We start from the raw sequence: 25,778 nt of genomic DNA, 5'->3' as shown, positions 1-25,778 counted from the left end.
TGCGATTTCTACAAGGCGACGACGATGCTGACGAAAAAGGGAAAATACGGGCTGAAGGCGCTGGTCGACCTGGCGCGGCTGGCGCCGGGTGAGACCGCCTTCATCAACGACATCGCGGCCCGCAACAATATCCCGAAGAAGTTTCTCGATACGATCCTGCTCGAACTGCGCAATGTCGGCATCCTGCGCTCGAAGAAGGGACCGGGCGGCGGCTATTCCCTGTCGCGGCCGGCAACCGAAATCCGCATCGGCCATGTCATCCGCACGCTCGACGGGCCCCTAGCGCCGATCCGCTGCGCCAGCCGTACGGCTTACGAGGCTTGCGACGACTGTGCCGATCCGGAAACCTGTCAGGTGCGGCGCTCGATGACCGATGTTCGGGACGCGATCGCCGCCATTCTCGACAATATGACCCTCGAGCAATTCGTCGCCGATGGCGGCCGTATCGACGGCGCCAAGGAAGAATTCCCGATCTCCGCCGCCAGCTGAATTAGGCTCTCCCGGGCTCCGACCTATATTCGCCTGCAGTATGCATCAGCTTATCCCGCGCCAGCGATAGCGCGTGAATGCGGGCATTGCGCCAATGGCGATCGAGATTGAGCCCGATGCCCGCCGATGTTTCCCCTGCAAGTTCGAACAGCGCGTTTGCGGTGTCGAGCGCCGTTTCCCCGGCAAGGATCGCGGCCGCCGAGCAGGAGAAATGCGCGTCCGCCATCGCGGCCTCAACTGGATTGACCTGGGCAATGTCGAGTTTGCGGCCAGCCCGTTCCAAGGCTGCCGCCGTTGCTTCGATGCGAATGGCTCGTTCGCCGATCTGGGGAAGGACGGTCGTGCTGTGATCGCCAATTGCGGTCATCAGGTCGCTCCATGCGGCCCGAGCGATGCCCAGGCTGACGCCCGCCTTGAGCAGCAGGCCGAGCGAGATGCCGGTCGAATGTCCGGCGGAGGGAGCAGGCGCAATCGCATCGGCATTGACATGAAGCGTTCCGACGATCGCCGTCGCCGATCCATTGGTGCGCTGGCCGAAGCCGTCCCAATCATCGACCACCTGCACACCTTCTTCACCGCGTGTGAGGTAGAGTGTCACCGGGCGGCTGGGAGGAGCGGTGGCGACAGCGGCGATCCAGTCGGCGAATAGAATACCGGGCGCCTGCCGCGTGCGCCCGCTCAGACGGTAGCCCGGGCCTTCGGCGGTCAGTTCGGTCCCGTCGGTGAAGGCGGCGCCCGCGAAGCGGTCGCCGAGCAGCACACGGGCAAACAGCGATGCCTTCAAATCCTCGGCAGCCTGAATGCGGAGCGTTTCCAGCGCAGAAAAATGACTTTCCAGCGCCTCGCCGATCGATGCATCGCCCTCAGCGATGATTGCAACGATTTCGGCGAGCAGGGCGTTCGACACGTCGAGCCCTTCATGGTCTGGCGGAACAGTGATTGCCGTCAAGCCCGATACAGACAGCGCATCAAGCTCGGCAAAGGGCAGGATGCGGTTGATATCACGTTCGCTCGCCTGATGCCGGAATGCGGCGGCGAGGTCGCGGGCCGTGGATATTGCCTCCTCTTCGCTTTCGACGCGATGCGCGGGAGGCCTCAGGCTCTCATGAAATTGCGATACCGTTCCCATCGGCCACTCTTTTCTCGACGGATACAGGAGTGAGGGATTGCGCCTCAAATGATAAGGCCGGTTTTTCTACAAAACCCGTGCGCTTTGGATTTTCTTACCAGCTTGATTGCCTTGTCCTTTACTCTACTTAGGGTGAAGTGGGGCTTCCTTGATCGAGAAATATGATGAGCGACTCTCGTGCTCGCAACAGCGAGGTTTCGAAAATGGCACGCCAGCCGAGACCGCGCCTGACGCTGGATATTGCCGCTATCCCAACTTATGCGATCGGCGATATTCACGGTCGGTACGATCTGCTTGTGAAAGCCGAGGAGGCGATCCTGCGTGATGGCGCGCGGCTGCCCGGGCGAAAGCTGATCGTCACGCTCGGCGACTATATCGACCGCGGCCCTGAATCGGCACAGGTCATCACCCATCTGATGGAGCCTCCGCCTGATGGATTCGACCGCATCTGCCTTGCCGGCAATCACGAAATCGCCATGCTCGACTATATCGATGGCTGGATCTCCTATGACGATTGGATGCAGATGGGGTCGGCGGAGTCGCTCAAATCCTATGGCCTCGATCCGGAGCATCTACCGCTGGTCTTTCCCTCCGGCGCGAAGCTCGATGCCTTCATCCGCCAGTCGCTGCCGCATACGCATATCGATTTCATGCGGGCGATGCCTGTCTTGCTGGAGACCCCGAGCGTGATTTTCGTGCATGCCGGCATCAATCCGAAGCTGCGGCTCAGTGAGCAGACGGACGAGGATCTGGTCCTCATTCGCCAACGGTTTCTCGAAAGCCGGGTGCCGTTGCCGAAACTCGTCGTTCACGGTCATACGCCGAACGATGAACCCGACATACGGCCGAGGCGGCTCAATATCGATACGCGCGCCTATCGCAGCGGCAACCTCACCGTCGCCCGCTTGTGGCAGGGCCGAGTGCATCTGTTTTCGACCTGACTTCCGTTTCCTCAGCCGGTGGGATCGTCTCAGACGACCCCTTCCTCGACCGGCTCAGTCTTCGCTGGTTCTACAGTGGCCGGCCGGTTGCGGCGCCAGCCGCGCAGCACGACGTAGAAGACCGGCGTCAGGAACAGACCGAAGATTGTCACGCCGAGCATGCCCGAGAAGACGGCGGTGCCGAGCGACTGGCGCATTTCGGCGCCGGGCCCGGTGGCGATGGCAAGCGGCAGAACACCGAAGATGAAGGCGAATGCCGTCATCAGGATCGGGCGCAGGCGAAGATGGCTGGCCTCGATGGCCGCCTCCACCGGCGACTTGCCCTCATCTTCCGCCTGCCTGGCGAACTCGACGATCAGAATGGCGTTCTTGGCCGCAAGACCGATCAGGACGATCAGGCCGATCTGGGTCAGGACGTTGTTGTCCATTCCCCGCAGCGAGACCCCGATCAGGGCCGCGAGCACCGCAAGCGGGACGATGAGAATGATCGCTAGAGGCAAAATCCAGCTTTCATATTGTGCCGCCAGCGCCAGAAAAACGAAGATGACAGACAGGGCGAAGATGTAGATGGCCGTGTTGCCGGTATGGGTTTCCTGATAGGCGAGTTCGGTCCATTCGAAGGTTGTCCCTTGCGGCAGGATCTTGGTCGCCAGCGCCTCCATCTTGGCGATAGCGTCGCCAGTCGACGTGCCTGGCGTCGGATTGCCCTGAAGCGGCACCGAGACGTACATGTTGTAGCGCTGGACAAGCGCCGGGCCGCTGGCATCCTGGATGTCCATCAAGGTTCCAAGCGGAACCAGAGCGCCGGTCGCCGAGCGGACCTTCAGGGCGAGGATGTCTTCCCTGTCCATGCGGTATTGCCGGTCGGCCTGGGCGCGAACCTGGTAGACGCGGCCGAACGCATTGAAATCGTTGACGTAGGCGACGCCGAGATTGATGGACAGCGCGTTGAAGATGTTGGGAATTGGCACATTCAGGAAGCGCGCCTTGTCGCGGTCGATCGCCAGGAAGTATTGCGGGCTTGCATCCGAAAATGTCGTAAAGACGCCGGTCAGCCCCTCGGTCGTTGCCGCCGCACCCATCATCTGCCGGGCGAGGCCGAGGACGCGCGTCATATCGGCGTTTTCGAGATCGGAAATCTGCATCTTGAAGCCGCCGGAATTGCCGACGCCCCGCACGGATGGTGGCGGGATGGCGATGATGAAGGCTTCCTGGATGCTTTGTAGCTTGCCAAAAAGCTCGCCGATGATCTTGTTGGCGTTCTCGCCGCCTTCTTCACGTTCGGCAAAGGATTTGAAAGGGACGAAGACGACGCCGGCATTCGAGGCATTGGTGAACGTTGCCCCGCTGAAGCCGGCAAATTGCACGGCGTTGCCGACGCCGGGCACCGTGCGGGCGATATCGCCCACCTGCTTGACAACGGCATCGGTACGCGCAAGCGAGGCTCCATCAGGAAGCTGTATGACGATGATCGCGTAACCCTGGTCCATGGTCGGGATAAAGCCCGCGGGAACTTTCGTGCCCATATACCAGGTCGCTCCGAGCAGGCAGACGAAGGTGACCATCGCGGCGGTCAAGCCCACCCAACTGCTGACCAGATGCCGAACGGTCCATGAATAGCCGGAACTCAGCCGATCGAATCCATGATTGAAGCCGTCCGCAAGCCCTCTTCCCAGACGGGATGCGACATTCATGCGTTTGGTTTCGTGGTCATGGGCTTTCAGCAATATGCCTGCGAGCGCGGGCGACAGTGTGAGCGAATTCAATGCGGAAATTGCAGTGGTGACGGAGATCGTGACCGCGAACTGCCTGTAGAATTGGCCAGAGATGCCTGGAATGAAGGCTGTCGGCACGAACACGGCGATCAACACCAGGGAGATGGCGACGACGGCGGTTCCGACTTCGTCCATCGTGACATGGGACGCCTGCTTCGGCGTCATCCCGCGTGCCAGATTGCGCTCGACGTTTTCCACCACCACGATCGCGTCATCGACGACGATACCGATTGCCAGCACGAGACCGAACAGGGTGAGCATGTTGAGCGAGAAGCCGAAGGCCAGCAGGACCGCGAAGGTGCCGATCAGCGATACCGGGATGGCAATGATCGGAATGATCGCGGTTCGCCAGGATTGCAGGAAAACCAGAACGACAATCGCGACCAGGATGGCCGCTTCGGCGATGGTTCGATAGACCTCCGTGATTGAATCCGAAATGAATTCGGTCGTATCGTAGACGATGCGATATTCCAGCCCTTGCGGAAAATTCTGCGAGAGGTCCTTCATGATCGTCTGGACCTGATGAGCGGTGTCCAGGGCGTTGGTCCCCGGCCGGGCGAAGATGCCGAGAGCAACCGCGGGATCGTTGTTGAGATAGCTGTTGGTGACGTAATCCTGCGCGCCGAGTTCGATACGGGCGACGTCCTGCAACTGCACGAGCCGGCCGCTGCCCGTCGATTTCACGATGACATATCGGAACTCGCGCACGTCGGAGAAGCGCCCGTCCGTTCGCACTGTATATTCGAACGCATTCTTGCCCGTAACGGGTGGGGCGCCGATCTTGCCGCCCGACACCTGGACGTTCTGGTCTCTGAGCGCGGCGACGACGTCGTCGGATGTCATCCCGTAGGCGGAGAGCTTTTCCGGATCCAGCCAGATTCGCATCGAATATTGGCGCTCTCCGAAGAGTTGCACGTCGCCGACGCCGTCAAGGCGGACGAGAACGTCGCGGATGCGGTTGCGAGCGTAGTTCGAGACGTAAAGCTGGTCATAGCGGTGCGACGGCGACAGCAGGTGCACCACCATCATCAGATCGGGCGAGCTTTTGTCGGTGGTGACGCCAAGCCTCTGAACTTCCTCGGGAAGACGGGGAAGGGCGATGGAAACGCGGTTCTGGACAAGCACCTGGACCTTGTCGAGATCGGTGCCGAGCTTGAAGGTGATCGTCAGCGACATGGCGCCATCGGCGCTGGAGTAGGACGACATGTAAAGCATGTCTTCGACGCCGTTGATCTGTTGTTCAAGCGGCGTCGAAACGGTATCGGCGATCGTCTGCGGGTCGGCACCCGGATAAGAGGTGCGCACGACGATGGTCGGCGGCGCGATCTCCGGATACTGCGATACCGGCAATTGCGTATAGGCAATGCTGCCGACGACGAGAAAAAGGATCGAGATGACCGCCGCAAAGATCGGCCGGTCTACGAAAAAATGTGCAAATCTCATTGTCCGTTCTCCGCGCTGGCGGTTTCAGGCGCAGTGTCCTGCCGCTCCGGCGGCAGTTCGGTCATCTGAGGCGTGATCTTTGCACCCGGCCGGGCGCGTATCAGGCCGTTGACGATGATCGTCTCTGTGCCGTCGAGGCCCTCGCGTATGACGCGGTAGCCGTAGAGACGCGGTCCGGGTCTTACGGGCTTGGTCGACACCGTGCCGTCTTCGGCGACGACATAGACGACGCGCTCATTCTGGTCCGAGCCGATTGCCTCGTCGGGGACGAGAATGGCCTGGTAGGTGTTGGAGGCTTCGACCTGTATGCGACCGAAGAGGCCGGGCTGAAGGACGAGATCGGGGTTGGGGAAGCGGGCACGCAGACGAATGGTGCCGCTCTCATTGTCGACCCGGTTCTCGGCGAAATCGAGCTTTCCCTTGAATGCTTTGGCAGTGGGATCAGAGATCGTGACGGATACATCCAATCCGCCACCGCCCTGCTGGAGATCCTTGCCCAGTTTGCGCGCCGTGTCGGCGAAATTCAGCAGGCGGCGTTCGTCGACGTCGAAGTAGAAATCGATCGGGTCGAGCGAAACGATCGTCGTCAGCACTGTCTGGTCGGTCTGCACGAGATTACCGGCTGAGATCAGCCGGCGGTCGATGCGGCCACTGAGCGGCGCCTTGATCTCGGTATACTCCATGTCGAGAGACGCGCGATCGGCTGCGGCCTGTGCGCCGCGGACATTGGCTTCGGCCGAATCGAATTCGCGGCGGCGGTCATCCAGCGTCTGCGCCGACTGGCTGCCGCTCGAGGCAAGCGATTGCGTGCGCTTATACTGCGCATCGGCAAAGACCAGGGTGGATTGCGCCGATTCGAGTGTTGCCTTTGCCTGATTGAGCGCGGTTACGAACGGCCGCTGATCGATGACGAAGAGCAGGTCGCCCTGCTTGACCAATGCGCCGTCCTGAAAATGGATTTCCTGCAGGTAACCACCGACGCGGGAACGAACGGAGACTTCGTCGACCGGCTCGAACCGGCCGATGAACTCGTCGCTGTCGACGACATCGCGAACGACCGGCTTGGCGACGGTGACGGGTGGGGGTGGCGGGGCGCTCTGGGCCAGCGCGGGGAGGGGCATGAATGCGGCGATACAGCCAAACACCACCATCTGTCGACGCGCGTAAGTCATACCGGTCCTCCAATCTCGACGGCCGATTCACTGCCGCCAACCTCAAGATGAAGTGATGCTGTTCATGTCTTGCTGCTTTGACCGAGGGTCTCTGCCCCCGTGATTTCCCCGGCGTTCAATCCCTTGGAAAAGGAAGGCCGGCACGCAATGCACATCGGAAAAATCGTAACCCTATGGAATTGGACTATAAACGGCAGCGGCGAAAAATTGCAAATACCAATTGGTAACGATTCCGGAATCCATCAAAACGTCACAGAGGGCATCAGCTCTCGACGATCTCGTCTCTGCCGGGCGGCAGGGCGGCGAGTTCGGCCCAGTCGAGCTCCTGTTCCAGCATGTGAAAGACATCATCGTCGATCTCGTCAGCGCGGCGCATCGCTGCCAATCTGCGGCGTTTCGCGACGATGACGTTGCGGCGCTGCTTGTCGAGCCTGCTGACCTCGCGCGGGTGTTTTCCGTCAGCGGCGATTTCGCGCTCGGAGGTGTAGACGTCGCGCAGGATGCGGGTGGATTTGTCCTCGCCGCCAGCGAGTTCGGCAAGGGCCGCATCGATCAACGTGACTCGGGCTCTGGCGAGGTCGCGGTCCAGGGAGGTGTCCGGGTCGAATTTCAGGTAACGGATCAGCGGCCCGAGCGTCAGGCCCTGGACGATGAGCGTGCCGAGAACGACGGCGAGCGCGCTGAGCAGGATGATATCGCGATCGGGAAAGTCGATCGGCAAAGCGAGCGCAGTTGCCAGCGTGACGAGGCCGCGCATGCCGCACCAGCCGGCAAGCAGGCTGGTGGCGAAGGTCGGAACGGCTTGTGTCGTGCGTCCGCGCGCGGCGAGAAAGTTGATGACGCGATTATAGAAGAGCACCCAGGCCAGGCGGACGACGATGACGGTGACGAAGACCATGGCGGCGAAGGTGATCGCGAAATTCAGGCGGCCGGGATCGAGGTCGAGGACGATCTGGCGGGCCTGCAGGCCCATCAGCAGGAAAGCGAGCACGTTGAGCAGAAAGACCGCGGCTTCCCAGACCGAATAGGAATGAATGCGGTGGCGGGCCGTCTGCCGCTCGGGCATGTAGCGGGCGATCACCATCGCATAGACGACGATCGCCAGAATTGCCGAAAGGTGCAGCCGCTCGGCGATGATCCACGTGCCGAAAGTGGCGACGAATTCGAGTAAGGTGCCGCCAAGCGTGCCGGCGAGCCTCAGACCGACGACCATGTAGAGACGGCCCAGGAGATAACCGAGGATGAGGCCGCCAGGCACGGCGAGCGCCAGCTCCGCCAGGGCGCCGGCGAAGAAGGTGGGGCTTGCGGCGGCTGCCACCGCGGCGCTGAAGATCAGCAGCGCGACGGCGTCGTTCAGGAGGCTTTCACCCTTCAGGATCACATAGGTCTGGCGCGGCAGGGTGAAGCGGTCGAGCATGGCGGTGGCGGCGGCTGCATCCGGCGGCGCGACGATGGCGCCGAGTGCGACGGCTGCGGCAACCGGCAGGCCGGCTATCGTCACGCTGACGGTGGCGACGGCTGCGGCCGTCACGATCACGGCGATGGCGGCGAGCGAGAACAGCGGCAGCCAGTTGCGTCTCAATGTTCGCGGCGGCAGATCATAGGCGGCGTCGAAGAGCACGGGCGCGATCAGCAGCGCCAGCGCAAGCTCGGGATCGATTGAAACCTCGGGCGCCCAGGGCACGGCCGCGACAATGACGCCGGCGATCGCCAGCATTGTCGGATAGGGAATCCGGAATTTCCTGGAGAATTGCAGAAAGACGATCGCCACCAGCAGCAGCGTCAGCATGCTTTCGAAGAACGCCATCGAGCTCCCCAATGCGCGCCTCCGGGCGGAGGCTGTTCCTGTCGCAAAATTAGGGCGGAGCTGTGCTGCGGCTACCGGCTGGCGCTTGCAAACGGCGAAAGGAGAAACTGCAGGATATGCTTGACCCGGTCTGCGGCATTTTAGCCGCCATTGCTGAATCTGCCGTCCATGCGCTTGTGCAGTGCACATGCTCAATATATCTACCGATATTATAAGGATGCTTATAAATAACGGTCACAGGTTTTCATGAACGCCACTCCGACCCTCGGTTTCCTTCTCCACGACGTCGCACGGCTGCTGCGCAAGCGGTTCGAGCAGCGCGCGAAGTGCCTTGGGCTGACACGGTCGCAATGGCAGACGCTTGCCTATCTCTCGAATAACGAAGGTATCCATCAGGGCGGCCTTGCCGAAATCCTCGAAGTCGAGCCGATTACGCTGGTGCGCATTCTCGACAAGCTCGCCGAACGCGGGCTGATCGAGCGCCGCCAGCACCCGACCGACCGGCGTATCTGGTTGCTTTATATGCGCGAGGAGGCGCACCCGCTGCTTGCCGAAATGCGCGAGCTCGGCGACACCACCCGCGCGGAAGCGCTGCAAAGTGTTTCGGCCGAGCAGCGCGAGCAGCTTTTCCACATCCTATCCGTAATGAAGACGAACCTGATTCAGGCATGCCGCAGCCCGGTTGACGAGAATGAGACGAACGATGGCTGATCAATCCCCCTCCGCGTCGTTGCCGACGCCAATGCCAAGACCGAGACTCCTGTCGAAGAAAACGAAGCGAAACAGCAGGAAACGGTAGCCGAAGCGCCTTCATCCAATTCAGCGCCGGCTGCCGCCGTGGCTGCGCCTGGCGGTAACAAGGTCCGCCGCCGGCGCAGTCTCACGCGGCCGATCCTGTTTGCCCTGCTGCCGATGGCACTCATTGTCGGCGGTTATTATTACGTCAATGGCGGCCAGGTGATGTCGACCGACAACGCCTATATCCAGGCCGACATGGTCGGGCTTACCACCGATGTCTCGGGTATCGTCGACCAGATCGATGTGCATGAGAACGAGGCGGTCAGGGCGGGACAGGTGCTCTTCAGCCTGCGGTCGGATTCTTTCAGGATCGCGCTTGATGGCGCCAAGGCGCAGCTCGGCGCGCAGCGCAACCAGATCATGAATCTCAAGGCCAGCTATCAGCAGTCGCTTGCCGAGATCACGCAGGCGCAAGCCGATCTGCCCTATTATCAGGATCAGTTTGACCGGCAGCAGAACCTCGTCAACAACGGCAGCGCGACGCAGTCGGCCTATGACGAAGCCAAGCACAATCTGGAAGCCGCGCAGCAGAAGGTTGCCGTCGCCAAGGCGGAAGCCGCAACGACGCTCGCCCAGCTCGGCGGCAATGCCGACCAGCCGATCGAGGAAAACCCGCTCTACCTGCAGGCCAAGTCGCAGGTCGACAATGCCCAGCGCGAACTCGACCACAGCGTCGTCAAGGCGCCGTTCGACGGCATCGTCACCAATGTCAACGCGCTGCAGGTCGGCTCCTACCTGCAGGCTTCGCAGCAGGCCTTCTCGCTTGTTGCCACCAACCGTCTCTGGATCGCCGCCAGCCCGAAGGAAACCGAGCTAACTTATGTCAAGCCCGGCCAGACGGCCGAGATCTATGTCGACACCTATCCCGGCGTGACATGGAAGGGCAAGGTCGAGAGCATCAGCCCGGCCTCCGGCTCCAGCTTCTCGCTGCTGCCGGCGCAGAACACCACGGGCAACTGGGTGAAGGTCGTGCAGCGCATTCCGATGCGCGTCAGCATCGAGGACGCCGACGGCAAGCCGCCGCTGCGCGTCGGCATGAGCACGGTGGTTGATGTCGAGACCGGTCATGCCCGCGGCCTGCCTGATTTCGTCAACAAGCTTCTGGGCCGGCCTCAGGGCGAGGATCATGAGTAACGCTTCCGCTTCTCCGGCGACGCCGATTGCCAATCGCGGTGCGATCACGGCCTGCGTCATTCTCGCCGTCATCATGCAGGCGCTGGACACGACGATCGCCAACGTGGCGCTGCCCTATATCCAGGGCAGCGTGTCGGCCTCCGCCGACCAGATCAACTGGGTGCTGACCTCCTATATCGTCGCGGCGGCAATCATGACGCCGCCGTCGGGCTTCCTTGCCGCCAAGTTCGGCCGCAAACGCGTGCTGCTCGTCGCCATTGCCGGCTTCGTGGCGGCCTCCGTTCTTTGCGGCCTGGCGCAATCGCTGAACCAGATCGTCGCGTTCCGGCTGCTGCAGGGCCTGTTCGGCGCATCGCTCGTGCCGCTTTCCCAGGGCATCCTGCTGGATATCTATACGGTCGAGGAGCGCGGTTCGGCGATGGCCCTATTCGGCGTCTCGGTCATGGTAGGGCCGGTGCTTGGGCCTGTCATCGGCGGCTGGCTGACCGACAATATCAGCTGGCGCTGGGTGTTTTATATCAACGTGCCGATCGGCGCGCTGGCTTTCATGGGCATCGTCGTCTTCGTCACCGAGACCAAGAGGGATCTGCTGGCCAAACTGGACTGGTTCGGCTTCGGGATGATGAGCCTCGGCATCGCCGCGCTTCAGCTCTTCCTCGACCGCGGCGAGCAGCTCGACTGGTTCTCTTCCGGTGAGATCATGCTCGAGGCGTTGATCTGCGCCTCGGCCTTCTATCTGCTGATCGTGCATACGCTGACGGCGGAGAAATCCTTCGTCAATCCGAAGCTGTTCCTCGACCAGAACTTCTCGATCAGCATGATCTTCATCTTCGTGGTCGGCATCACCTATCTCGCCTCGCTGGCGCTGATGACGCCCTATCTGCAGACGCTGATGGGCTACCCCGTGATCACCGCCGGCATCGTCATGGGGCCGCGCGGGCTCGGCACCATGCTCTGCATGTTCATCGTCGGGCGGCTGGTCGGCAAGGTCGATACGCGCGCGTTGCTGGCGCTCGGCTTGGGGCTCACCGCATGGGCGATGTACGACATGACCGGCTGGACGCCCGACGTCTCGCAATGGACGATCGTCTCCGTCGGCTTCATCCAGGGCGCCGGCCTCGGCTTTCTGTTCGTGCCGCTGACGACGATCGCCTTTTCCACGCTGCCCGCCCATATGCGCGGCGACGGCACCGGTCTCTATAACCTGTCGCGAAACATCGGCTCGGCGGTCGGCATCTCCATCGTCTCGGCACTGATCGTCGAGAACACGCAGAGCAATCATGAATCGATCGCGGCTTATGTGACGCCGTTCAACCACGCCTTCAATGCGGTGGCGGCGCAGGGGCTCAGCCCGGTGACGGCGGCCGGCCGCGCTTCGCTCAACGAGATCATCACGCTGCAAGCGACAATCATCGCCTATATGGACGATTTCAAGCTGCTGATGCTGATGTCGCTTGCGGTCATTCCGCTGGTGCTCTTGCTGCGCAAGCCGAAGGCAGCACCCGCCGTCGACCACAGCGCCGTCATGGAATGAACTCGAGATTCGCGCAATTCCGGACGAAAAACCGCTTCGCACTTTTCCTGGAATTGCTTTAGCGAAACGGCTTGCTGAGAAAACGCGATCCCTGAACGCCGAAGCGCCATGGTGCTTCAGCATTTTTCGTAATGCCGATGCGTTTTCCCGAGACGATCGGCACAGGTGCTGACGGAGCGATCGCATAGGGCGCGCGATCAAGCAGCCTGTCATTGATCGCGATGTCGATGCCGAGCGCCTGGCAGAGCTTGCCGGGACCGCTGCAGAGCGACGTCAGCGTATCGGTGCCGCGCCGCTCCATCATCTGAGGGATTCCCGTTTCCGGCTCCAGGGCGCGGATGAGTGCAGCCGAGCCCGGATGGCAGACAAAATTCAGGCACCAGTACATGCCGTAGATGCGGTAGATATAGACGTTGCCCGGCTTGCCATACATGGCGCCGTTGCGCTTGGTCGGGCCGCGGAAGCTGTGCGAGGCCTCGTCGTCGGGGAAATAGGCTTCGGTCTCGGTGATGCGTCCGCCGACGCCGTTCACGGTCAGATGGCAGCCGAGCAGGTCGCGAGAGACAGCGATCGCATCGCGTTCGAAAAACTTCCTGAGGCTTTCGCCAGTGAGCGTGCCGGTGCCGATCGCACCTGATATCGTTCCACCATCGGTCATGGCCGACGCAGATAACATTCAGCGCGCTCGCCGTCATCCCGAAACCGCGTCATGTTTTTCGGCCACAGACATCAGCGGCCGGCATTCGGATCGCGCATCGGGATCGAGGATGATGTGACCGAAACCGGGTCGCTCGCCGGGAAGGAATCTTCCAGGCCCTCTTCCAGCTCTTCTTCGAGCAAAGCGGGATCCTTGCTGCGCGCGCCGTCGCCATGGGCAGGTTCGATTGCTGCGGCAAGCAGGGCCTTGGCCCGCAAGACGGCATTTTCCGACGTCAGCTCAGGCGTGCTGCGCAGCGTCACGGCAATGCTGTCTTCGCCTTCGCCGCCGAATTCGACGACGAAGCCGTCTTCCGTCTGGTAGACGGTGATATCGTTGAGTGCCATGGCCGTTCTCCGAGGGCGCTCACATTAGCAATATGCATTTTAGTGAGATGCATTTTAGTGAAGCGCGTTTTCGGAATTTTGTCGAGCAAAGACCTTCACCAGCCAGTCGATGAAGACGCGCACGCGTGGCGAAAGCTGGCGGTTGCGGGGGTAGAGCAGGGAAACCGGTGTCGGGGTCAGCGGAAAATCCTGCAGTATCTGGACCAGCGTTCCCGCGGCAAGGTCTTCTTCGGCGTGATAGCGCGGGATCTGGATCATGCCGAGACCCATCCTCGCCGCTGAAATATAGCTTTCGGCGGCGTTGACCGCGACGGTGGCGGGAATGGTGATGTCACGCACCGTGCCGTCGACGATGAATTCGAGCGGCAGCGGGCTGCCGGTGCCGCTGGAGTGGAAGCCGACCATGCGATGGCCGGCAAGCCGGTCGGGATGTTGCGGCAGGCCGTGGCGGGCGATGTAGGCAGGAGAGGCGAGCGTCACCTCATCGAGCAGGGCGACGCGCCGGGCGACCATGTCGCCATCTCCAGGCGTGCCGACGCGCAGCACGCAATCAATGCCCTCACGCACGAGATCGACCAGCCGATCGCCCTCGCTCATGTAGAATTCGATCTCCGGATAGGTCTCCAGGAAGGACGGCAGGCTCGGCAGCACGAAATGGCGGGCGAGCGTGCCGTGCACGTCGACACGCAGCATGCCCTTCGGCTTGGCGCCGGCGAAGGCGCCTTCGGCTTCCTCGATATCGGCAAGGATCGACAGGCAGCGTTGGTAATGGGCCTCGCCATCAAGCGTCGGACTGACGTGGCGCGTCGTGCGCTGGAGCAGGCGCACGCCGAGACGGGCTTCCAGCCCCTTGACCGCATCGGTGACGGTCGAGCGCGGCAGACCGGTGTCCTCGGCGGCAAGCGTGAAGCTGCAGCGTTCCACGACACGGCAAAACACGCGCATGGCGTCAAATCTGTCCATCTGTTTGTTCGTCATTCCCGGATAGCGATGCGGAATAATGCGCGATTATCCGCAAAAGGAAAAGACGCATCCTCTCCTCATCGAAAACGCGCTGCGGCGCAGAATGAAGGAGAAGGACAATGGCTTCCAAAGAAAACGGTAAGGTCGCACTGGTGACCGGCGCTTCCCGCGGCATCGGCGCGGCGGTCGCCGAGCGCCTCGCCAAGGACGGTTTCACCGTCGTCATCAATTATTCTGGCAATGCCGCTCCGGCCGAGGAATTGGCCCAGGAGATCGAGCAGGCCGGCGGCAAGGCGCTGACGGCGAAAGCCGATGTCAGCGATGCCGAAGCCGTCCGCCGCATGTTCGATGCCGCGGAAACCGCTTTCGGCGGCGTCGATGTGCTCGTCAACAATGCCGGCATCATGATGCTCTCTGCGCTTGCCGAGGCCGATGACGCCAATTTCGACCGCCAGATCGACGTCAATCTGAAGGGCACCTTCAATACGTTGCGCGAGGCAGCCAAGCGGCTGCGCGACGGCGGCCGGGTCGTCAACTTCTCGACATCGGTCGTCGGCCTGAAGCTCGAAACCTATGGCGTCTATGCCGCCACCAAGGCTGCCGTGGAAACGCTGACGGCGATCATGGCCAAGGAAATGCGCGGACGCAACATCACGGTCAACGCCATCGCGCCCGGCCCTGTCGCCACCGAGCTTTTTCTCAACGGCAAGTCGGACGAACTCATCGCCCGCATGGCGAAGATGAACCCGCTGGAGCGCCTCGGCACACCGGAAGACATCGCTTCTGCGGTTGCCTTCCTCGCCGGCCCGGACGGCGGCTGGATCAACGGCCAGACGCTACGCGCCAATGGCGGCGTGATCTGACGAAGCCGGCAGCTTTATGGCCGCCGCTCGTTCAGAGCTCTCCATTTGCCAACCAACCCCGATCGGAAGGAATACGATCATGAGCAAGCAAGTCATCGTCATCACAGGCGCTTCCAGCGGTTTCGGCGCTCTTACCGCCCGCGCCCTCGCAAAGGCCGGCCATACCGTCTATGCCGGCATGCGCGCCACCGAACGCCGCAACGCTCCGGCCGTCGCCGATGCTGCTGAATTCGCCAGGGAAAACAACGTCGATCTGCGTTCGGTCGAACTCGACGTCGCTTCCGACGCTTCAGTGGAGGCCGGCGTCGCCCGGATCATCGTCGATGCGGGCCGCCTTGATGTCATCGTGCACAATGCCGGCCATATGTCCTTCGGTCCGGCCGAAGCCTTCACGCCGGAACGGTTCGCCGAACTCTTCGACATCAACGTGCTCTCCACCCAGCGCGTGAACCGAGCAGCACTTCCGCATCTGCGCAGGCAGGGCAGGGGCTTGGTGGTCTGGGTATCGTCGTCGAGCAGCCGCGGCGGCGCGCCTCCCTATCTCTCGCCCTACTTTGCCGCCAAGGCGGCGATGGATTCACTTGCCGTCTCCTATGCCGGCGAGCTTACCCGCTGGGGCATCGAGACCTCGATCATTGTGCCCGGCGCCTTCACCAAGGGCACCAACCATTTCGCTCATTCCGGCTCGCCTGCTGATGCCGCACGCGCCGCCGAATACAATGAAGGACCCTACAAGGGCGTGCCGGAACAGGCGCTGCAAGGCCTGGCAGCGCTCGAACCTGCGGACGCCGATGCCAGCGCGGTTGCCGCGGCCATCGTCAATGTCGTCGGCAAGCCGTTTGGCACCCGGCCATTCCGCGTCCATATTGATCCGTCCGAGGACGGCGCGGAGATCGTCAACGGCGTCGCCGACCGTGTCCGGGCGGAATTGTTCCGCCGCATCGGCCTCGAGGACTCACTGAAGCCGGTCGTTGCGGATTGAAACCCGGTCCGCCACCGCGCGCGGTAACATGGGAGCCAAGCCGTCATCGCAAATATGTGAACGCGATTGCGGTATTTTCCCTTATAATCCTGCAGGGAGTGCGTATATCTGCTCCATCGCGAGAGAGCGGAATTCCCTGCCGTTCTCTTTGCGAACCTCCAGAGCCTGCCGCCCCTGCTACGGTGCGACAGGCTTGATGTTCAAAGTTGCAGATTGCGGCCCGTCGAAGGTTTCCCCCGCCTTCCGGGCCGTATTTGCCTTGGCGCTCAGACGTCGTTCAGTCTCGCCTCGACCAGAAGTTTCACCAGCCAGTCGACGAAGACGCGCACCTTGTTGCTGAGGTGGCGGTTCGGCGGATAGACGACGTAAAGCGGCAGCGGATCGCGGCGCCAATCCGGCAGCACGCGAATGAGTTCGCCCCTTGCCATCGGCTCGCGCGCCATGAAGATCGGCACCTGCGCGATGCCGAGGCCCGTCAGCGCCGCCGTCAGATAGGTGCGGCTATCGTTGACCGAGGCGATGTAACGCGGACTGGTCTCGATCACCTCGTTGTGCCGGCGGAATTCGAAAGGCAGCGTCCGGTTGTTCTGGGCGCGAAAATAGTTGACCGTGTAATGATCCGCCTCCAGATCCTCGGGCCGCTCGGGCATGCCGAATTTCTGGATGTAGTCCGGAGAGGCGCAGGTGATCATCTCGACTTCGGAGACGCGCCGCGCAATCAGCGACTGGTCGGTCGGCGTGCCGGCGCGTAGCGCGCAATCGACATTTTCTGCAAGATAATCGACCGTGCGGTCGCCGACACCGAGGTCGATGCGGATGTCCGGATAACGCTGATAGAAATCGCAAAGTGCCGGAACGACGATCCAATCGGCGAAAGCGCCGGCCATCTCGACACGCAGCCGTCCGCTCGGCAAGCTCTGCGAATTGGAGAGGCTGCCATCAAGCTCCTCCAGTTCCGAAATGATCTGGGCGGCGCGTTCGTAATAAAGCGCGCCGTCCGTGGTCACCATGACCCGGCGCGTGGTCCGATTCAAAAGCTTGGTGCGCAGATGCGCTTCCAGGCCCTGGATGAGATTGGTCACCGTCGCCTTGGGCATGGCGAGCATGTCGGCGGCGCGGGTGAAATTGCCCGTCTCCACGACACGAATGAAGACGCGCATTGCCGAGAGCTGATCCATCGGTTTCAAATCCGCAGTTTGCGTTGCACCATTGTTCGAGATCTGGAACAGTGTTATCGCGTTATAGCTTCTTATTCCTTGGTTGGAATAACAATATCTTTTTTGTGTGAAATGCAAGCGGCGGCCGTTGTCTGCTTGTCGCTGACATAAAGAGACCGGAAGCATGACGGTGGAATGGAAAGATATGATGCTGGATAAGGTGGCCATCGGCCCCGTTTCCGCACGCATCTACCAGGGCGCCGATTACGGCAAGGGTCCGCCGATCGTGCTTTACCTGCATGGCGGCGCCTTTCTGGATAGCGACAAACACGTCGACCGGCCGGTGGCGATGAGCCTTGCCAAGGCCGGTGCCATCGTCGTTGCCGCCGATTACAGCAGCCTTTCCGGCAATCTGTTTCCAAAGGCGCTGGAAGTCTCTTTCTCCGTTTTCACCTATCTCGCCAACAAACGCGCCGGTCTCGGCGACCGCAAGTCGCTGCTCTTCGTCGCCGGCGAGGAGGCGGGCGGCAATGTTGCCGCCGGCGTGGCGCTGAAGGCGCGCGACCAGATGCCGGACGCGCTCGACGGCCAGGTTTTGATTTCGCCGCTGCTCGATCCCTTCATGGGCACGTCCTCGATCCGCAAGGCTGAAGCCATCGGCATGCGCCAGCGCTGGACGGAAGGTTGGAGCCACTATCTGAGCGGCGGCGGTTGCCACCCTTATGCGGCGCCTTGCCTCTGTTCGCGTATTTCAGGCGTCGCGCCGGCGCTGATATTTACCGCCGAGGATGATCCTCTGCACGACGAAACGATTGGTTACGGTGTCCGCCTGAAACAGGCCGGCGTCGGTGTGCGCCAGCATGTCCTTCCCGCCGGGACGGGCTGGCCCTCGATTTATGGTGGGAAATCCGAGGGAGTGCCGGACTGGCAGGAAAACGTCAGCCGCCATTTCGGAAGCTTCCTTCGGGAGGTAAGCGTCCAACCGCAATTGCATTGAAGAAGACCTGATATTTCGGCGGCTTAGAGCCGCAAGGAGAGTACTAATGACGTCCAGAAGTAAGCGCTGGGCCCTGATGGGCGCCGGCATAGCCCTTATTGCGTCCATTTCCGGCGCTGCATTGTTTTTCGAATTGCCGATGAGCACGACCGCTACGGCTGCTTCCGCCCCCGCGCAGGCTCCCGCTGTGCCGGTGACGGTTGCCGTCGTCGCGGCGCGCGACGTGACGGCCTGGGAAAGTTTCTCCGGCCGTCTCGAAGCGGTCGACCGGGTGCAGGTGCGTTCCCGTGTCGCCGGCGCCATCCTTTCGGTGGCGTTCCGCGAAGGGGCGCTGGTCAAGCAGGGCGACCTGCTCTTCACCATCGACCCGGCTCCCTACCAGGCGAGCGTGGCGCAGGCGCAAGGCCAGGTCGCTTCGGCCGAAGCCAAAGTCAGCCTGGCGCAGACCGAACTCGATCGCGGCCGCAGGCTTTCCGACAACCGCACCATCTCCCAGAGCGATCTCGATCAGCGCCAGAGTTCGCTGGCCGAGGCTCAGGCGGGGCTGCGTTCGGCGCAGGCCGCACTGCAGTCTGCCCAGCTCGATCTCGATTACACTCAAGTGCGGGCTCCGGTTTCCGGCCGCATCGGCAAGATCGAGGTGACCGCCGGTAACCTTGTTGCGGCCGGGTCGGCCTCGCCGGCGCTGACGACGCTCGTTTCGGTCGATCCGATCTATGCGAGCTTCAATGCCAGCGAAGAGATGGTGACGCGGGCGCTCGCCCAGCTTCCGCAGACGGACAGCGCCCTGCCTCCCGTCGAGCAGATCCCGGTCGAAGTCGGTACGCTGACCGACAGCGGCACGCCGATCAAGGGCAAGCTGCAACTGATCGACAACGAGGTCGATGCATCAAGCGGCACGATCGGCGTTCGCGCCGTCTTCGATAATCCGGGCGGGCGTCTCATCCCCGGCCAGTTCGTGCGGGTGCGCATGGGCCAGCCGAAGGCCGAGAACAAGATCGTCATCAGTGACCGCGCCGTCGGCACGGACCAGGACAAGAAGTTCGTCTTCGTCGTCGATGGCGAGAACAAGGTCGCCTATCGGCAGGTCCAGCTCGGCACAGTGGCTGACGGTCAGCGGGTGGTCGATGGCGGCCTGAACGTCGGCGAGAAGATCGTCGTCAACGGTCTGCAGCGCATCCGTCCAGGCGCAGTCGTCGTGCCTCAGATGGAAGAGAAGGTCGCGACCGCGCAGTAAAGACTTTCGCCTTCCCCTGAGGGGGAGGGCCAATACTCGAAATGATACGACCCGCCGGCGGCTCCCAAACCGCCGGAGAGGGACTTTGCATCCATGTTCACCCCGGAGAGGGCTTTGATATGAACATCTCCAGATTCTTTGTCGACCGCCCGGTCTTTGCCGGCGTTCTTTCGGTCCTCATCCTGGTTGCCGGCCTGATCGGCCTGCGCGCGCTGCCGATTTCCGAATATCCGGAGGTCGTGCCGCCGTCGATCGTCGTGCGCGCTACCTATCCCGGCGCCAACCCAAGCGTCATCGCCGAAACGGTGGCGACGCCGCTCGAAGAGCAGATCAACGGCGTCGAAGGCATGCTCTATATGGCCAGCCAGGCGACATCGGACGGCGTGCTCAACGTCACCGTTACCTTCAAGCTCGGCACCGACCCCGACAAAGCGCAGCAGCTCGTGCAGAACCGCGTTTCACAGGCCGAGCCCCGCCTGCCGGCGGAAGTCCGTTCGCTCGGCATCACGACAGTCAAGAGCTCACCCAACTTCATCATGGTCGTCAACCTCGTCTCCGACGGGAACAATCACGACATCACCTATCTTCGCAATTACGCGACCCTGAACGTCAAGGATCGACTCGCCCGCATTGCAGGCGTCGGTCAGGTGCAGGTCTTCGGCGCCGGCGACTATTCCATGCGTGTCTGGATCGACCCACAGAAGGCCGCCGAGCACAATCTTGCCGCCAGCGACATCAGCAGCGCGATCAGTTCCCAGAACATCCAGGCCGCCGCCGGTATCATCGGCGCATCGCCGAGCCAGCCCGGTGTGGACCTGCAGCTTAACGTCAACGCCCAGGGCCGCCTGCGCACGCCCGAGGAGTTCGGCAACATCATCGTCAAGACGGGCGCCAATGGCGAGATCACCCGCCTTCGCGATGTCGCCCGCATCGAGCTCGGTGCTGCGGACTACACGCTGCGTTCGCTGCTCGACGGCAAGCCGGCCGTCGCCGTCGCCGTTCTTCAGGCGCCCGGTTCGAACGCGATCGAGATTGCGGACAATGTGAACGCGACCATGGATCAGCTGCAGCTCGCCATGCCTGAGGGCGTCAAATACGAGATCGTCTACGATACGACGAAATTCGTGCGGGCCTCGATCGAGAAGGTCATCGACACGCTGCTCGAAGCCATCGCGCTCGTCGTCCTCGTCGTCATCCTGTTCCTGCAGACGTGGCGCGCCTCGATCATCCCGTTGATCGCCGTTCCTGTCTCGATCATCGGCACTTTCGCGGTCATGTATGTCTTCGGCTTCTCGATCAACGCGCTCAGTCTGTTCGGACTGGTGCTTGCGATCGGTATCGTCGTCGACGACGCGATCGTGGTGGTCGAAAACGTCGAGCGCAATATCGAGGAAGGCCTGTCGCCGCGGGCTGCCACCTACAAGGCGATGAGGGAAGTCTCCGGTCCGATCATCGCGATCGCGCTGGTGCTCGTCGCCGTCTTCGTGCCACTTGCTTTCATCTCCGGTCTGTCGGGTCAGTTCTACCGCCAGTTCGCGCTGACGATCGCGATCTCCACCGTCATCTCGGCCTTCAACTCGCTCACCCTGTCTCCGGCGCTGGCAGCCCTTCTCCTGAAGAGCCATGATCAGCCGAAGGATTGGCTGACGCGGTTCATGGACGCTATCTTCGGCTGGTTTTTCCGGGGCTTCAACCGTGTCTTCGGCGCGGGCTCAAATGCCTACGGCAAGGGCGTTGGCGGGCTGTTGTCGCGCAAGAGCATCGTTATGGTGATCTATCTGGCGCTGGTCGGTGCGACCTACAGCCTGTTCAGCACGGTCCCGGGCGGCTTCGTGCCGTCGCAGGACAAGCAGTATTTGATCGGCTTTGCCCAGTTGCCGGATGCCGCAAGCCTCGACCGCACGGAAGACGTCATCAAGCGCATGACCGACATCGCGCTGGCGCAGCCGGGCGTTGCCAATGCGATTGCCTTCCCGGGTCTGTCGATCAACGGCTTCACCAACTCCTCGAATGCCGGCATCGTCTTCGTGACGCTGAAGGACTTCGAAGAGCGCAAGACGCCTGATCTCTCGGGCGGCGCAATCGCCATGGCGCTGAACCAGAAGTTCGGCGTCATCCAGGATGCCTTCATAGCCATGTTCCCGCCGCCGCCGGTCAATGGTCTCGGCACGACGGGCGGTTTCAAGCTGCAGATCGAGGATCGTGCCGGCCTCGGCAACCAGGCGCTCGACGAAGCGACCAAGGCCGTGCTTGCAAAAGCCTACCAGGCGCCTGAGCTCGCCGGGCTGTTCTCCAGCTTCCAGATCAACGTGCCGCAGCTCTATGCCGATCTCGACCGTGCCAAGGCCGAGCAGCTCGGGGTTTCCGTCACCGACGTCTTCCAGACGCTGCAGATCTATCTCGGTTCGCTCTATGTGAACGACTTCAACGCCTTCGGCCGCACCTACAGCGTCCGCGTGCAGGCCGATGCGAAATTCCGCGCCCAGCCGGAAGATATCGGCCAGTTGAAGGTCCGGTCGGCATCGGGTGAGATGATCCCGCTTTCGGCCCTCTTGAAGGTGGAACCGAGCACCGGTCCGGAACGCGCGAACCGCTACAACGGCTTCCTTGCAGCCGATATCAATGGCGGTCCGGCACCGGGCTTCTCGTCGGGTCAGGCGCAGGCGGCAATCGAGAAGATCCTTCACGAGACCCTGCCTGCGGGCATCGACTTCGAATGGACGGATCTGACCTATCAGCAGATCCTGGCCGGCAATTCGAGCATCGTCGTCTTCCCCCTGGCACTGTTGCTCGTCTTCCTGGTGCTGGCCGCCCAGTATGAAAGCCTGACGCTGCCGCTTGCGATCATCATGATCGTGCCGATGGGCGTGCTGGCGGCGCTGACCGGCGTCTGGCTCACCGGTGGAGACAACAACATCTTCACCCAGATCGGTCTTGTGGTGCTTGTCGGTCTATCGGCGAAGAACGCGATCCTGATCGTGGAATTCGCCCGCGAACTGGAATTCGAGGGAAGGACACCGCGGGAGGCCGCGATCGAGGCCAGCCGCCTTCGCCTTCGCCCGATCCTCATGACCTCGCTCGCCTTCATCATGGGTGTCGTGCCGCTCGTCGTCTCCACAGGCGCCGGCGCGGAAATGCGTGCGGCCATGGGTGTCGCGGTCTTCTCGGGCATGATCGGCGTGACCTTCTTCGGCATCTTCATGACGCCGGTGTTCTATGTGCTGCTGCGGCGGCTGACGGGCAACCGTCCGCTCATCCAGCACAAGCCGGACGAACACAAGGAAGAAGAGGCGGAGGTCATCCGGCTCGCAGCGGAATAAACGGAATTCAACCTTCCTTTGTCGAGTAAATCGGGCGGGAACTTCGGTTCTCGCCCGTATCGTTTTCAGGGAGTGCGCGCGGCCTTCCGACAACGCCCTCCAGGGCATGTGAAAAGTGCGTTACGTCCGTCAAAACGGTTTGCAACGATGGGCGAGGGGACTATCAAAGACGGACAACAGTTGGGAGGACTGAATGACGAGTTCGAGAGAAGGTCATGACGGCAGGCGGATCGCCTTTCTCGGCACCGGCCTGATGGGCGCGCCGATGGCTCGCCGGCTGCTTGGCGCGGGCTTTGCCGTCACCGTCTGGAATCGCGATCCCGGCAAGGCCGAGCTGCTTGCGGGAGACGGCGCGATCTGCGCGAAAACACCGGCGGATGCCGTCTCGGGCGCCGACGTCGTCATCACCATGCTGACCAACGCCGAGGCGGTGAAGGACGTGTTGTTCGACCGCGGAGCGGTCGATGCGATGACGCCTGGCACAACCGTCATCGACATGAGTTCGATCGCCCCGCATTTCGCCCGCGACCATTCGGCGAGGCTTGCCGACCGCGACATCCATCATGTCGATTCGCCGGTATCTGGCGGCGTCGTCGGCGCGGAAGCGGGTACGCTCGCGATCATGGCGGGCGGCGACAAGGACGTGATTGACGGGCTTGCAGATGTCTTTGCGCCCATGGGGCGCGTGACCCGCGTCGGTCCAAGCGGGGCGGGCCAGCTTGCCAAGCTTGCCAACCAGCAGATCGTCGCGGTGACGATCGGCGCCGTCGCCGAAGCGATGATGCTGATCGAAGCGGGCGGCGGCTCGCAGGCGGCCTTTCGGGACGCCATTCGCGGCGGCTTTGCCGAGAGCCGTATCCTTGAGCTGCACGGCAAGCGCATGGTCGAGCGGCAGTTTACGCCAGGCGGTTCGTCCAGCAACCAGCTCAAGGATCTGAACGCCGCCATGGAGACGGCCAAGACCCTGTCGTTGACGCTGCCGCTGACTGCGGCGGTGCATGCCGAATTCAGCGAATTCGTCGCCAATGGCAATGGCGAAAAGGATCACAGCGGCCTTCTCCTCCATCTCGAAGAGAAGAATGCCCGGCCGGGAGGAAAACAGTGACGGACAGCCATTCGCCGAAGCGGCGCCTACGTTCGCAGGACTGGTTCGACAATCCCGATCATATCGACATGGCAGCGCTCTATCTCGAGCGCTTCATGAATTACGGCATCACGCCGGAAGAGCTGCGCTCCGGCAAGCCGATCATTGGGATTGCCCAGAGCGGCAGTGATCTTACGCCCTGCAACAGGGTGCATGTCGAGCTTGCCAAGCGCGTGCGCGACGGCATTCGCGATGCCGGCGGCATTCCGATCGAGTTTCCGACGCATCCGATCTTCGAGAACTGCAAGCGCCCGACGGCCGCACTCGACCGCAATCTCGCCTATCTCGGCCTCGTCGAAATCCTCTACGGCTATCCGCTCGACGGCGTCGTGCTGACCACCGGGTGCGACAAGACCACGCCTTCGGCGATCATGGCGGCTTCGACGGTCGATATTCCGGCGATCGTGCTCTCCGGCGGCCCGATGCTCGACGGCTGGCACGAAGGGGAGCTGGCAGGCTCCGGCACGGTGATCTGGCGGATGCGGCGGAAATATGCCGCAGGCGAGATCGATCGGGAGGAGTTCCTGCAGGCGGCGCTCGATTCTGCGCCTTCCGTCGGCCACTGCAATACGATGGGCACCGCTTCGACGATGAATGCGCTGGCCGAGGCGCTCGGCCTTTCGCTGACCGGCTGTGGCGCCATTCCGGCCGCTTACCGCGAGCGCGGCCAGATGGCTTATCGCACCGGGCGGCGCGCCGTCGAAATCGTGTTCGAGGATCTGAAGCCGTCGGACATCCTGACGCGGGAGGCTTTCCTGAATGCGATCCGCACCAATTCGGCGATCGGCGGCTCGACCAACGCGCAGCCGCATCTGGCCGCGATGGCGAAGCACGCCGGTGTCGAACTCTATCCCGACGACTGGCAGGTGCATGGCTTCGATATCCCGCTGCTGGCCAATGTCCAGCCGGCGGGCGCCTATCTCGGCGAGCGCTTTCATCGCGCTGGCGGTACGCCGGCGATCATGTGGGAACTGCTCCAAGCCGGAAAGCTCGACGGCAACTGTCGCACGGTGACGGGCAGGACGATGGCCGAGAACCTGGAGGGCAAGGAAGCGCGCGACCGCGAGGTCATCACGCCGTTCGCTGAGCCGCTGAAGGAGCGGGCGGGCTTCCTCGTTCTCAAGGGTAATCTCTTCGATTTCGCGATCATGAAGATGAGCGTTGTCTCGGAGGATTTCCGCCGGCGCTATCTTGAGGAGCCCGGGCGCGAAGGCGTGTTCGAGGGCAAGGCGGTGGTCTTCGACGGTTCCGAGGACTATCACAAGCGCATCAACGATCCCGAACTCGGCATCGATGAAAATACCATCCTCGTCATCCGCGGCGCCGGGCCGATCGGCTGGCCGGGTTCGGCTGAGGTCGTCAACATGCAGCCGCCGGATCATCTGCTGAAGCGCGGCATCCGCAGCCTGCCGACGATCGGCGACGGCCGCCAATCGGGCACCGCGGATAGTCCATCGATCCTCAACGCCTCTCCGGAAAGCGCCGCCGGCGGCGGCCTTGCCTGGCTTCGTACCGGCGATATCATCCGCATCGACTTCAATCACGGGCGCTGCGACATGTTGGTCGAGGACGCCGAGATCGAACGGCGCAAGGGCGATGGCATCCCGCCGGTGCCGGCGGATGCGACGCCGTGGCAGCAGATCTACCGCCGCTCGGTTACGCAATTGTCGGACGGCGCGGTGCTGGAGGGAGCGACGGAATTCCGTCAGATTGCGAAAAACCCGCCGCGGCACAACCACTGACCCGAAGGTGCCGCAGACTGCAAGTCCTTTGATCCAAAAGGGGAAGTCGTAACGAACAGTTCACCTAGTCACTAGTTCGGTCATCAGGACAAGGCTTCATTAATGCC

Annotated in this window: 19 protein-coding genes and 1 pseudogene; 12 read left to right on the top strand and 8 right to left on the bottom strand. The window is 62.2% G+C overall.

What is annotated here, in order from left to right; translation table 11 throughout:
• The first annotated feature begins 24 nt into the window (after positions 1-24).
• Positions 25-489: an RrF2 family transcriptional regulator gene (locus BA011_RS15105; RefSeq protein ID WP_011653231.1), complete on the top strand. Its 465-nt coding sequence runs from the start codon at positions 25-27 to the stop codon at positions 487-489.
• A gap of 1 nt (position 490) precedes the next feature.
• Here BA011_RS15105 and BA011_RS15100 read toward each other — a convergent pair whose 3' ends face one another.
• On the bottom strand, positions 491-1,618 hold the full coding sequence (locus tag BA011_RS15100; RefSeq protein WP_065281056.1) for a monooxygenase: 1,128 nt from the start codon (positions 1,616-1,618) through the stop codon (positions 491-493).
• A gap of 164 nt (positions 1,619-1,782) precedes the next feature.
• On the opposite strand from BA011_RS15100, the gene BA011_RS15095 reads away from it, so the two are divergent.
• Entirely contained in the window at positions 1,783-2,559 is a 777-nt protein-coding gene (locus BA011_RS15095) for a metallophosphoesterase family protein (RefSeq protein ID WP_186806438.1), read from the top strand.
• A 29-nt stretch (positions 2,560-2,588) separates the two neighbouring features.
• Here BA011_RS15095 and BA011_RS15090 read toward each other — a convergent pair whose 3' ends face one another.
• The 3 genes from BA011_RS15090 to BA011_RS15080 form a co-directional block, all read right to left on the bottom strand.
• The gene (locus BA011_RS15090) at positions 2,589-5,777 is read right to left on the bottom strand and encodes an efflux RND transporter permease subunit (RefSeq protein ID WP_065281055.1); all 3,189 of its coding nucleotides are present in this window, start codon (positions 5,775-5,777) and stop codon (positions 2,589-2,591) included.
• Positions 5,774-6,949 (bottom strand): efflux RND transporter periplasmic adaptor subunit, encoded by a 1,176-nt coding sequence (locus BA011_RS15085; protein WP_065281054.1) that lies wholly within the window; start codon positions 6,947-6,949, stop codon positions 5,774-5,776. The genes BA011_RS15090 and BA011_RS15085 overlap by 4 nt, the downstream gene beginning before the upstream one ends.
• Positions 6,950-7,211: 262 nt before the next feature.
• Positions 7,212-8,756 carry a cation:proton antiporter gene (locus BA011_RS15080; RefSeq protein WP_065281053.1) on the bottom strand — a complete coding sequence of 515 codons (1,545 nt, stop codon included), beginning with the start codon at positions 8,754-8,756 and terminating at the stop codon, positions 7,212-7,214.
• Positions 8,757-9,002: 246 nt separating this feature from the next.
• Between BA011_RS15080 and BA011_RS15075 the strand changes: the two genes are divergently transcribed.
• The 3 genes and pseudogenes from BA011_RS15075 (at position 9,003) to BA011_RS15065 (ending at position 12,222) form a co-directional block, all read left to right on the top strand.
• Entirely contained in the window at positions 9,003-9,467 is a 465-nt protein-coding gene (locus tag BA011_RS15075; protein WP_065281052.1) for a MarR family winged helix-turn-helix transcriptional regulator, read from the top strand.
• Positions 9,460-10,688 (top strand): annotated as a pseudogene (locus tag BA011_RS15070) (HlyD family secretion protein). The gene BA011_RS15075 and the pseudogene BA011_RS15070 overlap by 8 nt, the downstream one beginning before the upstream one ends.
• On the top strand, positions 10,681-12,222 hold the full coding sequence (locus tag BA011_RS15065) for a DHA2 family efflux MFS transporter permease subunit (protein ID WP_065281050.1): 1,542 nt from the start codon (positions 10,681-10,683) through the stop codon (positions 12,220-12,222). The pseudogene BA011_RS15070 and the gene BA011_RS15065 overlap by 8 nt, the downstream one beginning before the upstream one ends.
• 58 nt (positions 12,223-12,280) lie before the next feature.
• Here the strand turns inward: BA011_RS15065 and BA011_RS15060 are convergent, their stop codons facing one another.
• The 3 genes from BA011_RS15060 to BA011_RS15050 are packed head-to-tail and all read right to left on the bottom strand — an operon-like array spanning position 12,281 to position 14,229.
• On the bottom strand, positions 12,281-12,898 hold the full coding sequence (locus BA011_RS15060; protein WP_065281049.1) for a DNA-3-methyladenine glycosylase: 618 nt from the start codon (positions 12,896-12,898) through the stop codon (positions 12,281-12,283).
• A 53-nt stretch (positions 12,899-12,951) separates the two neighbouring features.
• Positions 12,952-13,266: a hypothetical protein gene (locus tag BA011_RS15055; RefSeq protein ID WP_012758722.1), complete on the bottom strand. Its 315-nt coding sequence runs from the start codon at positions 13,264-13,266 to the stop codon at positions 12,952-12,954.
• 54 nt (positions 13,267-13,320) lie between these two features.
• Positions 13,321-14,229, bottom strand: coding sequence for a LysR family transcriptional regulator (locus BA011_RS15050; protein WP_065282550.1), 909 nt, complete (start codon positions 14,227-14,229; stop codon positions 13,321-13,323).
• Positions 14,230-14,348: 119 nt separating this feature from the next.
• Here BA011_RS15050 and BA011_RS15045 point away from each other — a divergent pair, with 119 nt between their 5' ends.
• Positions 14,349-15,092, top strand: coding sequence for an SDR family oxidoreductase (locus BA011_RS15045; protein WP_065281048.1), 744 nt, complete (start codon positions 14,349-14,351; stop codon positions 15,090-15,092).
• A gap of 79 nt (positions 15,093-15,171) precedes the next feature.
• Positions 15,172-16,074 carry an SDR family oxidoreductase gene (locus BA011_RS15040; protein ID WP_065281047.1) on the top strand — a complete coding sequence of 301 codons (903 nt, stop codon included), beginning with the start codon at positions 15,172-15,174 and terminating at the stop codon, positions 16,072-16,074.
• A gap of 266 nt (positions 16,075-16,340) precedes the next feature.
• On the opposite strand, the gene BA011_RS15035 is transcribed toward BA011_RS15040, so the two are convergent.
• A complete protein-coding gene (locus BA011_RS15035; protein WP_065281046.1) occupies positions 16,341-17,252 on the bottom strand; it encodes a LysR family transcriptional regulator in 912 nt (303 codons plus the stop codon).
• 163 nt (positions 17,253-17,415) lie between these two features.
• On the opposite strand from BA011_RS15035, the gene BA011_RS15030 reads away from it, so the two are divergent.
• The 5 genes from BA011_RS15030 to BA011_RS15010 all read left to right on the top strand — a co-directional run bounded on the left by BA011_RS15030 (position 17,416) and on the right by BA011_RS15010 (position 25,671).
• On the top strand, positions 17,416-18,228 hold the full coding sequence (locus BA011_RS15030) for an alpha/beta hydrolase fold domain-containing protein (protein WP_026158832.1): 813 nt from the start codon (positions 17,416-17,418) through the stop codon (positions 18,226-18,228).
• 46 nt (positions 18,229-18,274) lie between these two features.
• Complete coding sequence (locus tag BA011_RS15025; protein WP_065281045.1) at positions 18,275-19,465, top strand: efflux RND transporter periplasmic adaptor subunit; 1,191 nt, start codon at positions 18,275-18,277, stop codon at positions 19,463-19,465.
• A gap of 119 nt (positions 19,466-19,584) precedes the next feature.
• Positions 19,585-22,785, top strand: a complete 3,201-nt coding sequence (locus BA011_RS15020; RefSeq protein ID WP_025395715.1) for an efflux RND transporter permease subunit — start codon at positions 19,585-19,587, stop codon at positions 22,783-22,785.
• A 193-nt stretch (positions 22,786-22,978) separates the two neighbouring features.
• Positions 22,979-23,890 (top strand): NAD(P)-dependent oxidoreductase, encoded by a 912-nt coding sequence (locus BA011_RS15015; protein ID WP_065281044.1) that lies wholly within the window; start codon positions 22,979-22,981, stop codon positions 23,888-23,890.
• Complete coding sequence (locus BA011_RS15010) at positions 23,887-25,671, top strand: IlvD/Edd family dehydratase (protein WP_065281043.1); 1,785 nt, start codon at positions 23,887-23,889, stop codon at positions 25,669-25,671. The genes BA011_RS15015 and BA011_RS15010 overlap by 4 nt, the downstream gene beginning before the upstream one ends.
• Positions 25,672-25,778: the final 107 nt, after the last annotated feature.

It is taken from the genome of Rhizobium leguminosarum (assembly GCF_001679785.1).
GTDB lineage: Bacteria > Pseudomonadota > Alphaproteobacteria > Rhizobiales > Rhizobiaceae > Rhizobium > Rhizobium leguminosarum_R.
Note: the sequence above shows the minus strand (reverse complement) of the source record. Positions and strands in the feature narration are given on the sequence as shown.

Excerpts from the sequence above, each read along its gene's own strand:
- BA011_RS15105 (WP_011653231.1), top strand. The coding sequence starts at position 25 with ATGCTGACGAAAAAGGGAAAATACGGGCTGAAGGCGCTGGTCGACCTG.
- BA011_RS15100 (WP_065281056.1), bottom strand. The coding sequence starts at position 1,618 with ATGGGAACGGTATCGCAATTTCATGAGAGCCTGAGGCCTCCCGCGCAT.
- BA011_RS15095 (WP_186806438.1), top strand. The coding sequence starts at position 1,783 with ATGAGCGACTCTCGTGCTCGCAACAGCGAGGTTTCGAAAATGGCACGC.
- BA011_RS15090 (WP_065281055.1), bottom strand. The coding sequence starts at position 5,777 with ATGAGATTTGCACATTTTTTCGTAGACCGGCCGATCTTTGCGGCGGTC.
- BA011_RS15085 (WP_065281054.1), bottom strand. The coding sequence starts at position 6,949 with ATGACTTACGCGCGTCGACAGATGGTGGTGTTTGGCTGTATCGCCGCA.
- BA011_RS15080 (WP_065281053.1), bottom strand. The coding sequence starts at position 8,756 with ATGGCGTTCTTCGAAAGCATGCTGACGCTGCTGCTGGTGGCGATCGTC.
- BA011_RS15075 (WP_065281052.1), top strand. The coding sequence starts at position 9,003 with ATGAACGCCACTCCGACCCTCGGTTTCCTTCTCCACGACGTCGCACGG.
- BA011_RS15065 (WP_065281050.1), top strand. The coding sequence starts at position 10,681 with ATGAGTAACGCTTCCGCTTCTCCGGCGACGCCGATTGCCAATCGCGGT.
- BA011_RS15060 (WP_065281049.1), bottom strand. The coding sequence starts at position 12,898 with ATGTTATCTGCGTCGGCCATGACCGATGGTGGAACGATATCAGGTGCG.
- BA011_RS15055 (WP_012758722.1), bottom strand. The coding sequence starts at position 13,266 with ATGGCACTCAACGATATCACCGTCTACCAGACGGAAGACGGCTTCGTC.
- BA011_RS15050 (WP_065282550.1), bottom strand. The coding sequence starts at position 14,229 with ATGGACAGATTTGACGCCATGCGCGTGTTTTGCCGTGTCGTGGAACGC.
- BA011_RS15045 (WP_065281048.1), top strand. The coding sequence starts at position 14,349 with ATGGCTTCCAAAGAAAACGGTAAGGTCGCACTGGTGACCGGCGCTTCC.
- BA011_RS15040 (WP_065281047.1), top strand. The coding sequence starts at position 15,172 with ATGAGCAAGCAAGTCATCGTCATCACAGGCGCTTCCAGCGGTTTCGGC.
- BA011_RS15035 (WP_065281046.1), bottom strand. The coding sequence starts at position 17,252 with ATGGATCAGCTCTCGGCAATGCGCGTCTTCATTCGTGTCGTGGAGACG.
- BA011_RS15030 (WP_026158832.1), top strand. The coding sequence starts at position 17,416 with ATGACGGTGGAATGGAAAGATATGATGCTGGATAAGGTGGCCATCGGC.
- BA011_RS15025 (WP_065281045.1), top strand. The coding sequence starts at position 18,275 with ATGACGTCCAGAAGTAAGCGCTGGGCCCTGATGGGCGCCGGCATAGCC.
- BA011_RS15020 (WP_025395715.1), top strand. The coding sequence starts at position 19,585 with ATGAACATCTCCAGATTCTTTGTCGACCGCCCGGTCTTTGCCGGCGTT.
- BA011_RS15015 (WP_065281044.1), top strand. The coding sequence starts at position 22,979 with ATGACGAGTTCGAGAGAAGGTCATGACGGCAGGCGGATCGCCTTTCTC.